Raw genomic sequence first — 14,001 nt, 5'->3', positions numbered from 1 at the left:
AGGTCGGCTCCTTGGACAGTCGTCATCATGCCATCTCGCTCTCATGCCAGCCGGCCAGCATGGCGCGCGACAGCGCACTCATCAGCCAGAACAGCAGGATGCCGGTCAGCGTGATGAGCAGCAGGGCCGCAAACAGACGCGGAATGTTGAGCTGAAAACCCGCCTGCAGGATCTGGTAGGCCAGTCCCGATCCGGTGCCACCGGTGCCTGCCACGAACTCGGCCACCACCGCCCCGATCAGCGCCAGCCCGCTTGAAATACGCAGGCCGCCAAAGAAATACGGCAAGGCACTGGGAATGCGCAGGCGGCGCAAGGTCTGCCAGCGCGTGGCCTTGTTGAGCCGGAACAGGTTGAGCAGGCCCGGATTGACGCTGCGCAGTCCCAGCGTGGTGTTGGAGATGATGGGGAATAGCGCCATGATGGTGGCGCATACCGTCAACGCGGCCGTGGTGTCCTTGACCCAGATGATGATGAGCGGGGCGATGGCGACGATGGGCGTGACCTGCAGGATGATCGCGTAAGGGAAGAGACTGACCTCGATGAAGCGGCTCTGCACGAACACGAAAGCGATGGACACCCCAAGGATCACCGCCAGCACGAAGGCCAGGAAGGTGATCTTCAGCGTCACCAGCAGCGACTCCATCAGCATGCCCCAATCGGCCACCAGGGTCTTGGCAATCAGCGCGGGCGTGGGCACCAGGTAAGGCGGCACCTCCAGCAGCGTGCAGACGATCTGCCACATCAGCAGCAGGGCGACGCCAATGGACAGCGGCGCGACCACGCGCCAGAACCCGGGTCGATTGACCAGCGGATCAGTGTTGGGCTTCATGGCCGTCTCCTTGCTGGTTGGCCAGCGTGAGGTAATCGGAAAGCGTCTTGCAGTACTGCATGAAGGGCGCCGAAATACGGAAAGCTTCATCACGCGGCCCGTCCACCTCGATGGCCACATCCGCAATCACCCGCCCGGGGCGGGCTGCCATCACGATCACGCGCGAGGACAGGAACACCGCTTCATAGATGCTGTGGGTGACGAAGACCACGGTCAGGTCCTGCTTGCTCCAGATGTCGCGCAGGTCGGCGTCGAGCTTGTTGCGGGTGAATTCATCAAGAGCCCCGAAGGGTTCATCCATCAGCAGCAGGTTGGGCGAGGTCGCCAGCGCACGGGCAATGGACGCCCGCATCTGCATGCCGCCCGACAGTTCGCGCGGCAGCACCTTGTGGAATTTTTCCAGGCCCACCAGTTTCAAGGCCTCGGCCACCCGCGCATCGGCCTGCGCACGCGGCACGTGGCGCAGATCCAGCGGCAGCCTTGCGTTCTGCTCCACCGTGGCCCAGGGCATCAGGGTGGCTTCCTGGAACACCATGGCCAGCGTGCGTTCAGGCGTGCCCACCGTGGCCAGGTTGCCGCCCCACCAGCGGATGTGGCCGTGGGACGGTTCTTCGAGTCCAGCAAACATCTTCAGCAAGGTGCTCTTGCCGCAGCCGGAGGGGCCCAGCAGCGAGACGAACTCGCCGCGCCCGATATCGAGCTTCACCTCGTCCAGCGCACGCGTGCCGTTGCGATAGGTCTTCTCCACCCGCTGTGCCGACAGCACCGGCGGCGCATCAGGCACAGCGGCCACCGCGGCCGCCCTCTCCTGCTCCCATGCCGCGGCCTGCGACATGGCGAATTCATCTCTGTCCATGGGATCTCCTGGCGGGTTCATGCAGCGGGGTGGATGCGGAACACTTCGGATTCGCCGTGCTCTTCCAGCAATTGCAGCAGCATGCGGCGCATGATGAGACCGGGCCGATCCGAGGCCATGTGAAATTCCTGGCGGCGGCGCACGTCGATGCAGGCATCGGGGTCAGTGGCTTCCAGGATCTCGCGGTCTTCCACCAGGATAGGGGCATCCCACGCGATCAGCTCGGCTTCGGAACAGTCTTCCTCGGTATCGTTGCGATAGAGCCATTGCGACAGCATGATGGCACCATCATCGATGGGCGTGGCGCAGTTGTAGATGATGTGATGGCGACCGCTCTCCGGATAGGTGCAGCCGAAGCGGCGCACGAAGGGCAGGTACCAGCGGTTGAACATGTGGCGCACCGTGGTGTCGGCGGTGCTGCCGGTGACGCGATGGCTGGCCGGGACGTTCTTGATGGGCACGCGGGTTTCGGCTTCGAAGCCGTAGTCGGTTTCCTCGATCTCGTATTTCTCCGGCTTGGGCTGGTCATACAGGCCGAAGGTGGCGCGATGCACGTAGCTGAAGTGCGAATTGTCGAAGGAGTTTTCCATCATGCGCAAGGCACTGGTTTCCCAGCGCTCGTAGAACTGGAAGATGCGCCGATAGCCGGGCGCGCCATCCTCGGGAAACTCCGGGATATCGCGCAGCGGTTCTTCCAGCGCCACCCACACATAGCCGTAGCGCTCCTTGCAGAAATACGACTTCACGCAGGCACCGGACGGCACGCTGCCATCCACGCTCTGCGGCACGCGCACGCAGGCGCCCTCGCCGTTGAAGGTCCAGCCGTGATAGCCGCAGACGATGTTGCCGTTTTCCACGAAGCCCTTGGACAACCGGGCCGTGCGATGGCAGCAGCGGTCCTGCAACGCGGCGGGTGAGCCGTCCTCCTTGAGCCACACCACCAGCTTCTCTCCCAACAGCGTGAAGGGCTGCGGACCATCCTTCAATTGCGTGACGGGCATGAGCGCGTACCAGAACTTGCGCAAGACTTTTTGTTGAGTTACCAGCATGAGGCTGCTCCTTCTGCTTGGACTGCGAACGCCATGGTTCGCAGTGGTCCGGCCGGCGTGCCAACACGGTCGCCTTCGCCGAAATACATTGGCTTCGAGGTGTCATGCGGCAGCTCAGGCCGCCGCCACCGCCCCGAAGGTCTGCTTTACTTTCATTTCCAGGTAGTCACCGATGGTGCAGGGTGCGTAGCGCGCCGGGCGTTCATCGCTGCAGCAACTGGGCAGGCAGGCCACCACGGCCGCCTGGTCGCCATCCTGGAAGAACGGCAGCGAATAGCGCGGTGCACTGCCCGCATTGAGCGCGCGGTGCGAATTGCTGTGATACAGGTCATTGCTCCAGCGCTGCAGCAAGTCGCCGATGTTGACTACGAAACTTTCCGCGATGGGCGGCGCGCTCACCCATTGGCCATCGGCATTGCAAATTTCCAGACCGCCGATGTCGTCCTGCGCGAGGATGGTGACCAGGCCCCAATCGGTATGGGCACCGGCACCGATCTGGTTGTGGCGGGCACCGTCAGGCTGCGGCGGATAGTGCAGCATGCGCTGGGTGGCGATGGGTGCCTGCAGCACCGGCTCGAAGAAATCCTCGGGCATCTCCAGCGACAGTGCGATCACGCCCAGCAGGCGATGCGACAGGGCGCGCACGGCGTCGTAATACAGCCGTGAGTGCTCTTCGAAACCCGGCAGATCCTGCGGCCACAGGTGGTGGCCATAGCGCAGCAGGCCGCGTTGTACATACGGATGATCGGGCGCGATGTCAAAGCCGAACTGGAAGCCTTCCTTCAGGTCAGCGGGCGATCCTTCATCGAGGGCCTGCGCGCCCATACGCTCGTATCCGTAGCCGGACGGAGAATGCCGCATGTCGATGGCCGATTTGCTGGCCTGGGGCAAGGCAAAGAAACGCCGCGCCCAGTCGAACTGCTGCTCGACCAGCGAGGGCGCGACACCGTGATTGACGAGGTAGAAGAAACCCACGTCGCGCGAGATCTTGTGGATCTCCCAGGCCAGCGCCTCGCGGCGGGCCAGTTCGGACGAGAACGCATCGGCGAAATCGATCACCGGAATGCGGCGCGCGGTCATGGGTACTGTGTAGGGAATCATGGCGTCCTCACGCTAACGGGGTCGCTGCTGCGGACAGCATATGGCAGCAGCGACCAGCGGGTCACAACATCAGGGCATGACCTTCATGTCCTTGACGAACTGGGTGGTGTAGGCCTTGTGATAATCGGTGCCCGCCTTGAGCAGGCCGGTGGCGACCATGACGTCATAGGTCTGTTTCCAGCGCTCATCGGTCATCACGCCGATGCCCAGCTTGGCCGCATCCCCCCCGGTGACGACCTTGAGTTCCTTGAGCTTGCCCAGGGCATAGGCCAGTTGCTCATCCCCCATGTTCTTGTTGTCGGCCTTGATGAGGGCATTGGCCGGTGTCGGGTCTTCCAGGTAGCTCTTCCAGCCTTCGGCGGTGGCCTTGACGAAGCGCTGCACCAGGTCAGGCTTGGTAGCCACTGTCTTCTGGAGCGTAACGATGGTGGTGCCATAGGGCGGATAGCCTTCGCTGGCGAAGAGGAAGAACTTGCTCTTCACGCCGGCCTTGTCGGCCTGGAACAGTTCGGACGAGGGATAGGCCTGCTGCGCGATGTTGGGGTCGGCAAAGAAGGGCTGCAGGTTGAAGGTGTAGGCCTTGGACTGCGCATCGGTGTAGCCGTACTTGGACTTGAGCCACGGCCACCAGCTCGACTGGCCCGAGCCAGCGACCAGGATGGTCTTGCTCTTGAGACCACCCAGGCTGCTGACATCATCATGCGTCATCATGCCCTGCAGGTCGGACTGGAAGGACGTACCGACAGTCACCAGCGGCAGTCCCTGCTCGATCCCCTTCATCACCGTGAAGTCATAGCCCATGCTGAAGTCGGCCTGCCCGGCCACCAGGATCTGCATGTTGTTGACCTGCGGACCACCCATCTTGATGGTCACATCCATCCCATATTTTTTATAGATACCTTTGGCCACCGCCTGGTAGAAGCCGCCGTGCTCGGCCTGCGCATACCAGTTCGACAGCAGCGTGACCTTGTCCTCGGCATGGGCCAGGCCCATCACCGACAGGGCAGCCGCGCCCAGCCACAGCGCGGCCAGGTGCCGCAGGAATGTCCGCTTTTGCATCGATTGCTTCTTCATAGCCTTCCTCTCCAGGTGGGTTGAACTTGCTTTGCGTGCTAACCAATTACAGATCCAGAACCAATCGCGTGCCGGCACAGCGCGATACGCAGGGCAGGATGCGGCGGCCACTGGCGCGTTCGGCGTCAGAGAGCACGCTGTCGCGATGCAGGGGCTGGCCGTCCAGCACGGTGCTCTCGCAACTGCCGCAGAAACCTTCGCCGCAGGAGGTGCCGATGACCACGCCCACTTGCGCGGCGGCAGCGACGATGCTCTGGCCGGGCTGCACCTCGCAGCGCAGGCCGGAACGGTGCAGGACCAGTTCGAACACGTGCTCTTCGGCCTGAGCCTGCGCAGCGGATGGAGGCTCGGCATTCGCCATCAGAGGCGCAGCGAACAATTCAAAATGAACATCCTGCTCGTGCCAGCCCGCCAGTTGCGCATGACGGCGCGCGGCTTCAATGAAAGGTGCAGGTCCGCACACATAGAGCGGCGACGAAGACGGCACGGCGGCAAGGGCCGCTGCAATGGCGCGCCCGGTCTCACTACCGTCCAGCCCCAGGTGCAGCGACATGCCTTGCGAACAGGCGGCCAGTTCATGGAAAAACGCGGCGTGTGCCAGGCTGCGCGCGAAGTAATGCAGGCGATGACGCCGGCCCTGCGCGGCCATCTCGGCGGCCATCGCATGCAGCGGCGTGATACCGATGCCGGCGGCCAGCAGCAACGGCGCACGCGGGTCGGCGATGAGGGGGAAGGCATTGACGGGAGACGATGCGCTAATCGCCATACCCTCCTGCACCTGTTCATGCAGGAAGGCGGAACCACCGCGCGAATCGCTCTCGCGCTTGACGGCAATCACGTAGCAGTCGCGCTGTTGCGGCGTATTGCAGAGGGAATAGGCACGTACCAGACCCTCCTGCAGATGCAGGCGCAGGTGCGCGCCCGGCGTCCAGGGCGGCAACGCGGCGTTGTCTTGCGCCACCAGTTCAAAGAGACGAATCCCTTCGGCCGCGTGACGCACTGCCCTCACCCGCAAACGCAGTGTGGTGGCGGCATTGCCGTTGAAGCGATCGGTGACGGCGTTCATCGCCCACCTCGGATGGCATTGCCGGAAAGGGAATCGATCAGGGGGAGTTTTGCGAAAAACGGCAACGCAGAATAAGAGGGCGCTCGGGCAATGTGCATGGTCTCGTGTCCTGTCAAAAGAGAGGGGCCATCGGAAGGCTCCGATGGCGTCACGAGCAATGCCCCGCGAGAAGGTAAGTGTCTTCGTTACCGACTGCTAGCCGCTTCTACTCAATCGCTTCTTTAGCAAACGGCGTGCCAAGGCCGGCGGCGCCGTAAACCCATGTGTTCTTCCTGAGATTCAATGAAAAAGGGACGGAAAATTCCGTCCCTTTGCCTGCGCGCTGCACATCTTGGTGCGCCCTGCCTTGATCTGCATCAGAAGCGCACCAACAAGAAGCTCGCCAATTTATTGCATCAGCATCAGGCCACGCCATGCTGCTTGAAGAAGGCCACGACCTTGCCCCATGCATCCTTGGCATCCGCCTCCACATAGCTGGGACGGTAGTCGGCGTTGAAGGCGTGGCCCGAATTGGCGTACACATGGAATTCGGATTTGTTGCCTGCCTTCTGCAGGGCTTCCTTCATCTGCTCCACAGTGGAAACCGGAATGCCCTGGTCCTTGCCGCCGTACAGACCAATGACCGGCGTCTTCAGCGTCGGCGCGATATCGATGGGCTGCTGCGGGAACAGCGCGGTCTTGTCGCCCACCAGGCGGCCATACCAGGCGGCTCCGGCCTTGACCTGCGGGTTGTGGGCGCTGTAGAGCCACACGATGCGGCCGCCCCAGCAGAAGCCGTTGATGCCCAGGCGCTTGATGTCGCCGCCGTTCTCGCCGGCCCATTTCACGTAGGCATCAATGTCGCCCATGACCTGCGCATCGGGCACCTTGGAAATGATTTCCTTCTGCAGCTCGGCAATGGAGGTATAGGCCATGGGATTGCCCTGGCGCACGAAGAAGTCCGGTGCGATGGCCAGGTAGCCCAGCTTGGCGAAACGGCGCGCGATGTCGGCGATGTGCTCATGTACGCCGAAGATCTCGGAGACCACGATGATGACCGGCAGTCCGGTCTTGCCCTCGGGCTGGGCGCGATAGGCCGGCACGCGCTGGCCGTTGACCTTGATGGATACCTCGCCTGCGGTCAGGCCCTGGGTATCGGTCTTGATCATGGTCTGCGCGCACACCGGCAGCACGGCGGCGGCAAAGCCGGTGCCCAGGGCGGTCTTGAGGAAGGTGCGGCGATCAGCGTTGCCGGACAGGTTGCTCTGGCCCAGCAGGCTGTTGAAATCATTGCGAAGGTCGTTCATCGGGTTCTCCATCTTGGTGGCACTTGGCCTCGTTGTGGTGGAAGTGATGGTGATGCGGGGGAGCGCCAACATGAAAAAGCGGTCCTTGCAGACCGCTTTCATGGCACCGGACAAGCTGGCATTTTTCGCACTCAGGCTTCATCCCCTGCCGGAGTCTAACCGCAATCGGCAGAACGTGTTGAGCGCGGCTTGACCAGGTTTTGACCCTGCTTCATCCCTGCACCGCCAATGCCGCTTTGCCGCCCGGCAGCTCCGGCGCACCGGGCGTGACGTCGATGACGCGCTCAGCCGAAGCCGGTTGTGCATAAGTTGCAGAAGTGGACGAAGTCACGCGCGCCTGTGCCGCATCGATGCGGAACACGCTCACCAGTTGCTGCAAACCGGCCGCCTGTTCCTGCAGCTGGCGCGCTGCGGCCGCTGCCTGTTCGACCAGGGCGGCGTTCTGCTGGGTCATGTCGTCGATCTGGATGATGGCCTCGTTGACCTGTTCGATGCCGCTGCTCTGCTCGCGGTTGGCGTGGGTGATCTCGGTCATCACGTCGGTGACGCGGCGGATGCTGGTGACGATCTCGGTCATGGTGCTGCCGGCCTGCTCGACCAGCTTGCTGCCGTTTTCCACCTTGCCCACCGAGTCGCCGATGAGCACCTTGATTTCCTTGGCGGCCGAGGCCGAGCGCTGCGCCAGCGAACGCACTTCGGACGCCACCACCGCAAAGCCGCGCCCCTGCTCGCCGGCACGCGCCGCTTCCACCGCCGCATTGAGCGCGAGGATATTGGTCTGGAAGGCGATGCCATCGATCACGCTGACGATATCGGCCACCTTCTGCGAGGAGGCATTGATGGACTGCATGGTCTCCACCACCTGCGAGACGATGCTGCCACCCTGCACCGCCACGTCGGAGGCGGCCAGCGCCAGGTCGTTGGCCTGGTGGGCGTTCTCGGCATTCTGCTTGACGGTGGAATTGAGCTGCTCCATGGAGGAGGCGGTCTCTTCCAGCGCGCCAGCCTGCTGCTCGGTGCGGGCGGAGAGGTCCAGGTTGCCGCGTGCGATTTCGGTCGAGGCGGTAGTGATGGTTTCAGAACCGCGTCGCACTTCCGAGACGATCGCCGCGAGCTTGTCGCGCATCACGCGCATGGCCGCCAGCAGGCTGTCGTTGTCACCGGCGCGGGTATCAATCACGACGGCTAGGTCGCCTTCGGCAATCTGGCCGGCGATCTGCACGGCGTAGTCCGGTTCGCCACCCAGCTTGCGCAGGATCTGGCGCGTGATCCAGATGGCCGCGAGGATCGCGGTGACCACGCCGATGGCGCTGATGAGCAGCATCAGCAGGCGCGCACGGGCATAGGCGGCGGCGCTGCTGTCGGCGGCTTCGCGGTTGAGTTTGTCTTCCAGTGCGGCCAATGCCTTCAGTTCGACCTGCCAGGATTTCTGCACCGGAAGGTATTGCTCCTTCAGGAATTGCGCCAGTTCATAGGCTTCGCGGCGCTTGCCGAATTCGACGGCTTCGTTGATGAGCTTCTCGGCGGTAGCGGCCTGTGCCTGGATCTTGGGCAGGGCCGCCTTCTCTTCCTCGGAAGTGTCCGAAGAATCGGCAAAGAGCTGTTGCAGCTTCTGCGCGGCGACCTTGTATTTCTGGGTCTGGCCTTCGATGTATTGCGCCTCGATGTCGACGTCGTCGGGCGCAGCCGGCAGCATGAGATTGCGCAGCGAGATGGAGCGCTCGCCCACCGTTTCCAGCATCTCCTTGACCAGTGCGCTCTCGGGATTCTTGACCTCCACCACGTGGGTGAAGCGTCCCTGCACCTGGTGCATGTTGTAGATGCCGAAGCCGGTCACCAGCACCAGCAGCAAGACCACCCACGCAAACCCCAACCCCAGGCGCGTACCTACCTTCATTCCTGACTTCATGACGTCTCCTCCCATGTGTTCATCGGAGGCCGGACGGAAAGACGGAGATGATGACGGCCACGGACCGCATGCGGTCATGGCCGGTGATGAATGTGCTTGTCCCCTGCTTCCCTGCCTCAGCCTCGGTTGCCCGGACCCCGTCCGGTACCACCCAGGGCGTCATCCCGTCTTTGTTCGTCTGCGGTTGCGACGCCGGTCTGCTTGTCTTGTCATTCAGGTGCTGGCTTGGGCGGCGGTGCTGACGCCAGCTGACCACGCGGGTCGCGTCACGGCATCAGCTTGCCTTCCTGCCAATCTTGCTTTTTTGCCTAATCGTTCACGCCCCTGCACTATCGCATAGCGGAAAGCCGCGTTTTCCTGTCAGGGGGTGAAGATTAATGCGCTTCGTCCCAATTCTTACCGATTCCGACCTCGGCAAGCAAGGGAACTTTCAGCTCCGCAACATTTTTCATCAATTCAGGCAGCTTTTCACGCACCACCGCCAGCTCATCCTGGGGCACTTCCAGCACCAGTTCATCGTGGACCTGCATGATCATGCGGCTCTTGATGCCAGTCGATTCCAGCCAGTCCTGCACGGCAATCATGGCCAGCTTGATGAGGTCGGCCGCGGTGCCCTGCATGGGCGCATTGATCGCCGCACGCTCGGCGCCTTGTCGGCGCGGACCGTTGGGCGAGTTGATCTCGGGCAGCCACAGGCGGCGGCCGAAGACCGTTTCCACGTAGCCGCGCGCCTTGGCCTGCAGGCGCGTTTCATCCATGTAGCGCTTCACGCCCGAGAAGCGCATGAAGTACTTGTCGATGTACATCTGCGCGGCAGAGCGTTCGATGCCCAGGTTGCCGGCCAGGCCAAAGGCGCTCATGCCATAGATCAGGCCGAAGTTGATGACTTTGGCATAGCGGCGCTGCTCGGACTCAACCTGCTCGGGCGCGATGCCGAAGATTTCGGCGGCGGTGGCCTTGTGGATGTCTTCGTTGTTGGCGAAGGCCTTCAACATGTTCTCGTCTTCGGAGATGTGCGCCATGATGCGCAGCTCGATCTGCGAATAGTCGGCCGAGACGATCACGCAGCCTTCGGGTGCGACGAAGGCTTCGCGGATGCGGCGTCCTTCGGGCGTGCGGATCGGGATGTTCTGCAGGTTCGGTTCGTTGGAAGACAGGCGACCAGTGACTGCCACCGCCTGTGCATAGTTGGTATGCACGCGGCCGGTGGCCGGGTTGATCATCTTGGGCAGCTTGTCGGTATAGGTGGACTTGAGCTTGGCCAGGCCGCGATAGTCCAGCAGGACCTTGGGCAGCGGATAATCCTCGGCCAGTTTCTGCAGCACTTCCTCATCGGTGGACGGTGCGCCCGAGGCGGTCTTCTTGACCACCGGCAGCTCCAGCTTGCCGAACAGGATCTCGCCCAGCTGCTTGGGCGAATTCAGATTGAAGGGCTGGCCGGCCAGGTCGTAAGCCTGCTGTTCGATTTCCAGCATGCGTTTGCCGAGATCGTGCGATTGCTGGCCCAGGCGGTCGCTATCGATCAGCACGCCATTGCGTTCGATCTTCTGCAGCACCACCGAGGTCGGGACTTCGATCTTCTCGTAGATGAAGCGCAGCTTGTCATCATGCTCGATCTGCGGCCACATGGCGTGATGCAGGGCCAGTGTGACTTCTGCATCTTCAGCCGCATATTCGGTGGCGCGTTCAATGGCCACTTCATTGAAGCCGATCTGCGACGCACCCTTGCCGCACACCTCGGCATAGGTGATGGTCTTGCGCTCCAGGTGACGTGCAGCCAGGCTGTCCATGTCATGCGGACGATGTGATTCGAAGACGTAGGATTCCAGCAGCGTGTCGTGCTTCACGCCAGCGAGACGAACGCCGTAGTTGGCGAAGATGTGGCTGTCGTATTTCAGGTGCTGGCCGAGCTTGGCCTTGCTGGCGTCTTCCAGCCACGGCTTCAGTTTGGCGAGCACGTGCTCGCGCGACAATTGTTCGGGTGCATCCTGGTAGTTGTGCGCCACCGGAATGTAAGCAGCACGGCCCGGCTCGCAGCACAGCGAGATGCCGACCAGCTCGGCCTGCATCGCATCCAGCGAGGTGGTCTCGGTATCGACGGCCGTCAGTTCGGCGGCGTTGATGGTGGCGATCCACTGATCCAGTTGCGCATCGGTGAGCACGGTCTCGTACTCGACCTTGGGCGCAGGAGCAAAGAGGCCACCCTGGGCCGGCGCTTCCAGTGCTGCAGCGGCGCTGGCACCGACCAGCGGGGCCTTGGCACCCGCCGGCTCGCTGCCCTCGCCCAGTTCGCGCAGCCAGGTGCGGAAGTTGTAGCGGGTGAAGAGATCCTTGAGCACTTCCTTGTCGACCGGCTGCATGGTCAGCGATTCAAGGATGGACTTCATGTGCTCCGACAGATCGCAATCGGTCTTGACCGTGACCAGCACGCGGCCTTGCGGCAGCCAGTCCAGGGCCTTGCGCAGATTCTCGCCGACCACGCCGCTGATCTTGTCGGCATTGGCCATGACGCCATCCAGCGAGCCATAGGCGGAGAGCCACTTCACGGCGGTCTTGGGGCCGCACTTTTCGACGCCGGGTACGTTGTCGACGGTGTCGCCGATGAGGCTCAGGTAATCGACGATACGCTCGGGGGGCACGCCGAATTTTGCGGTCACGCCGGCAATGTCGAGAACTTCATTGCTCATCGTGTTGACCAAGGTAACGTGTTCGTTGACCAGTTGGGCCATGTCCTTGTCGCCGGTGGAAACGATGGTGTCCAGTCCGGCAGCGGTGGCTTGTACCGAGAGCGTGCCGATGACGTCATCGGCCTCGATGCCCTCGACCATCAGGATCGGCCAGCCCAGGGCGCGCACGGCGGCGTGGATCGGTTCAATCTGCAATGCCAGGTCTTCCGGCATGGATTTGCGGGTGGCCTTGTAGTCGGGATAGAGATCATCACGGAAAGTCTTGCCCTTGGCGTCGAACACACAGGCAACATAACTTGCGGGATAATCGTTGCGCAGTCGGCGCAGCATATTGATGATGCCGTACAGCGCACCGGTGGGCGCGCCTTCCGCGTTACGCATATCGGGCAGTGCATGGAAGGCCCGATAGAGGTAACTGGAACCATCAACTAACAACAAGGTTTTTTGCATATGGAACAGAGAGGAAAAAATGTCCCGCGTCTGCGGGAGGTGGGGGACATCGAACGCGCGACGGCCAAGAAGGCGCGCGAGTCGTGGCATGTACTCACGATTATGGCAGAATTCATCGAATCGACCGAACGTCTCTCCGAGCTGCGTCCTGCCGTTTCCATCTTCGGTTCTGCCCGGATCAAGCCCGACAATCCCCATTATCGACTGTGTGTGGAGATCGCCCGCCTGATCTCCGACGCCGGCTATGCCGTCATCTCCGGCGGCGGCCCCGGCATCATGGAGGCTGCCAACAAGGGCGCCTACGAAGGTGCTTCGCCCTCGGTGGGCCTGAACATCGAACTGCCGCACGAACAGCACGGCAATGCCTGGCAGGACATCTCGCTGTCCTTCCGCCACTTCTTTGCGCGCAAGGTGGCCTTCGTGAAATATGCGGATGCCTACGTGGTGCTGCCGGGCGGCTTCGGGACGCTCGATGAGCTGACCGAAGCACTGACCCTCATGCAGACCGGCAAGTCGCGCATGATGCCGGTGATCCTGGTGGGCAGCGAGTTCTGGGCCGGCCTGGTGGACTGGATCAAGACCCGCCTGGTGGACGACGGCATGATCTCGCCCAAGGACGTGAACCTGCTGCAGGTGATCGATGAACCTGCCGACGTGCTGGCAGCCATCCAGAAATTCCACGCCGAGAAGTCCAAACCGGCGGAAACCCAGCAGGAGGCGGAACGGCAGAGCGGGATGTATCTGTAACGCCGCACTTCATGAGCACGACGAGGCCGGACCGCAGCGATGCCGTCCGGCCTTCTCTTTTTACCGGACCAGAACCGGCCTGGCATCAGCGATAGATGCAAGAAAGTTCACTTCCCCTCACCAACGTACGATTTGAAACAACAACGCAAGAATTCATGATGCAGGGCAACTTCATGAAGATTCATCCCACTTTCTTGCACCTTCTCTCTCATGCCGGTCGCCCGCGCCTATTTCACGCAACTCTTCCTGGGCACGCTGTACGCGGCGCTGTTCCTGTGCCTGATACCGATGGCGACCGGTGCGGCCATGCTGTTTCTTCCCGCCCCACAGTGGCAGCCATGGCACCCCGACCGGTGGCAAGACAGCCTGCACGCGCACCGTGAAACCCTGTACTGGCTGGCGGCCCTGCTCATGGCCGCCACCCTGGCCTGGTTCTGCTGGGGCATGGGCCGCGTGATCGGTCAGGCCCAGCCGCGCTGGCAGCCAGCCTACTGGACCACCACCCTGCTCTACATGCTGGTGATGAGCTATGGCGTGGCCATTGCCGTGGTCACCAGCACCCGGCCCCACTACCAGCAATGCCAGATGTACACCGAAAAGCTCAACGGCGGCCTGCGCCACTATCGGGGCGAAGACTTCCTGGTCGAACTGTGCGGCACCGGCAGCGGCGACAACCGGCACGACCAGATCCGCCTGCGCATCTTCGATGAGCAGGGCCAGTGGCGCGCGGTACGTTACTTCACCGTGCAATGGGGCGGGCACTATCCCCTGCTGATCGACTATGCCCGCGACCACCTCGCCTACTTCGATGCCAGCAAAGGCGAAGATGAAGAATTCGTCAAAGTGGTGGCCATGCCCCCTACCCTGGCTGACTGGCTGAGCACCCGCATCCCGCTGCTGGACTAGCCCCGGCGATGGATCCGGCTCAACACGGCCACGCGCGCTCG

General features: G+C 62.4%; 11 protein-coding genes. 2 read left to right on the top strand and 9 right to left on the bottom strand.

Annotated elements, in window-relative coordinates:
* Positions 1-25 precede the first annotated feature (25 nt).
* The 9 genes from MKD49_RS19970 to polA form a co-directional block, all read right to left on the bottom strand.
* Positions 26-829: an ABC transporter permease gene (locus MKD49_RS19970; RefSeq protein ID WP_061790467.1), complete on the bottom strand. Its 804-nt coding sequence runs from the start codon at positions 827-829 to the stop codon at positions 26-28.
* Positions 813-1,685 (bottom strand): ABC transporter ATP-binding protein, encoded by an 873-nt coding sequence (locus MKD49_RS19965; protein ID WP_252697174.1) that lies wholly within the window; start codon positions 1,683-1,685, stop codon positions 813-815. The genes MKD49_RS19970 and MKD49_RS19965 overlap by 17 nt, the downstream gene beginning before the upstream one ends.
* Positions 1,686-1,702: 17 nt before the next feature.
* Complete coding sequence (locus MKD49_RS19960; protein WP_252697173.1) at positions 1,703-2,734, bottom strand: aromatic ring-hydroxylating dioxygenase subunit alpha; 1,032 nt, start codon at positions 2,732-2,734, stop codon at positions 1,703-1,705.
* A gap of 114 nt (positions 2,735-2,848) precedes the next feature.
* Entirely contained in the window at positions 2,849-3,835 is a 987-nt protein-coding gene (locus MKD49_RS19955) for an isopenicillin N synthase family oxygenase (protein WP_252697172.1), read from the bottom strand.
* Between the two features lie 69 nt (positions 3,836-3,904).
* Positions 3,905-4,894, bottom strand: coding sequence for an ABC transporter substrate-binding protein (locus MKD49_RS19950; RefSeq protein WP_252697171.1), 990 nt, complete (start codon positions 4,892-4,894; stop codon positions 3,905-3,907).
* Positions 4,895-4,955: 61 nt separating this feature from the next.
* Positions 4,956-5,975 (bottom strand): PDR/VanB family oxidoreductase, encoded by a 1,020-nt coding sequence (locus MKD49_RS19945; protein ID WP_252697170.1) that lies wholly within the window; start codon positions 5,973-5,975, stop codon positions 4,956-4,958.
* Positions 5,976-6,376: 401 nt separating this feature from the next.
* Positions 6,377-7,261, bottom strand: a complete 885-nt coding sequence (locus tag MKD49_RS19940; RefSeq protein WP_252697169.1) for a dienelactone hydrolase family protein — start codon at positions 7,259-7,261, stop codon at positions 6,377-6,379.
* A 211-nt stretch (positions 7,262-7,472) separates the two neighbouring features.
* The gene (locus MKD49_RS19935; protein ID WP_252697168.1) at positions 7,473-9,170 is read right to left on the bottom strand and encodes a methyl-accepting chemotaxis protein; all 1,698 of its coding nucleotides are present in this window, start codon (positions 9,168-9,170) and stop codon (positions 7,473-7,475) included.
* A 374-nt stretch (positions 9,171-9,544) separates the two neighbouring features.
* On the bottom strand, positions 9,545-12,307 hold the full coding sequence (gene polA, locus MKD49_RS19930; protein ID WP_252697167.1) for a DNA polymerase I: 2,763 nt from the start codon (positions 12,305-12,307) through the stop codon (positions 9,545-9,547).
* On the opposite strand from polA, the gene MKD49_RS19925 reads away from it, so the two are divergent.
* Positions 12,308-13,054 carry a TIGR00730 family Rossman fold protein gene (locus MKD49_RS19925; RefSeq protein WP_252697166.1) on the top strand — a complete coding sequence of 249 codons (747 nt, stop codon included), beginning with the start codon at positions 12,308-12,310 and terminating at the stop codon, positions 13,052-13,054.
* A gap of 210 nt (positions 13,055-13,264) precedes the next feature.
* Entirely contained in the window at positions 13,265-13,960 is a 696-nt protein-coding gene (locus tag MKD49_RS19920) for a hypothetical protein (RefSeq protein ID WP_121042705.1), read from the top strand.
* The last annotated feature ends 41 nt before the right edge of the window (positions 13,961-14,001 follow it).

Source organism: Herbaspirillum sp. WGmk3, from assembly GCF_023952535.1.
Lineage (GTDB): Bacteria > Pseudomonadota > Gammaproteobacteria > Burkholderiales > Burkholderiaceae_D > Herbaspirillum > Herbaspirillum huttiense.
The sequence above is the reverse complement of the archived record's forward strand: the minus strand, read 5'-3'. Positions and strand labels throughout refer to the sequence as shown.

Bases quoted from the DNA above. Each gene is read 5' to 3' on its own strand.
- MKD49_RS19970 (WP_061790467.1), bottom strand. From the start codon at position 829: ATGAAGCCCAACACTGATCCGCTGGTCAATCGACCCGGGTTCTGGCGC.
- MKD49_RS19965 (WP_252697174.1), bottom strand. From the start codon at position 1,685: ATGGACAGAGATGAATTCGCCATGTCGCAGGCCGCGGCATGGGAGCAG.
- MKD49_RS19960 (WP_252697173.1), bottom strand. From the start codon at position 2,734: ATGCTGGTAACTCAACAAAAAGTCTTGCGCAAGTTCTGGTACGCGCTC.
- MKD49_RS19955 (WP_252697172.1), bottom strand. From the start codon at position 3,835: ATGATTCCCTACACAGTACCCATGACCGCGCGCCGCATTCCGGTGATC.
- MKD49_RS19950 (WP_252697171.1), bottom strand. From the start codon at position 4,894: ATGCAAAAGCGGACATTCCTGCGGCACCTGGCCGCGCTGTGGCTGGGC.
- MKD49_RS19945 (WP_252697170.1), bottom strand. From the start codon at position 5,975: ATGAACGCCGTCACCGATCGCTTCAACGGCAATGCCGCCACCACACTG.
- MKD49_RS19940 (WP_252697169.1), bottom strand. From the start codon at position 7,261: ATGAACGACCTTCGCAATGATTTCAACAGCCTGCTGGGCCAGAGCAAC.
- MKD49_RS19935 (WP_252697168.1), bottom strand. From the start codon at position 9,170: ATGAAGTCAGGAATGAAGGTAGGTACGCGCCTGGGGTTGGGGTTTGCG.
- polA (WP_252697167.1), bottom strand. From the start codon at position 12,307: ATGCAAAAAACCTTGTTGTTAGTTGATGGTTCCAGTTACCTCTATCGG.
- MKD49_RS19925 (WP_252697166.1), top strand. From the start codon at position 12,308: ATGGAACAGAGAGGAAAAAATGTCCCGCGTCTGCGGGAGGTGGGGGAC.
- MKD49_RS19920 (WP_121042705.1), top strand. From the start codon at position 13,265: ATGCCGGTCGCCCGCGCCTATTTCACGCAACTCTTCCTGGGCACGCTG.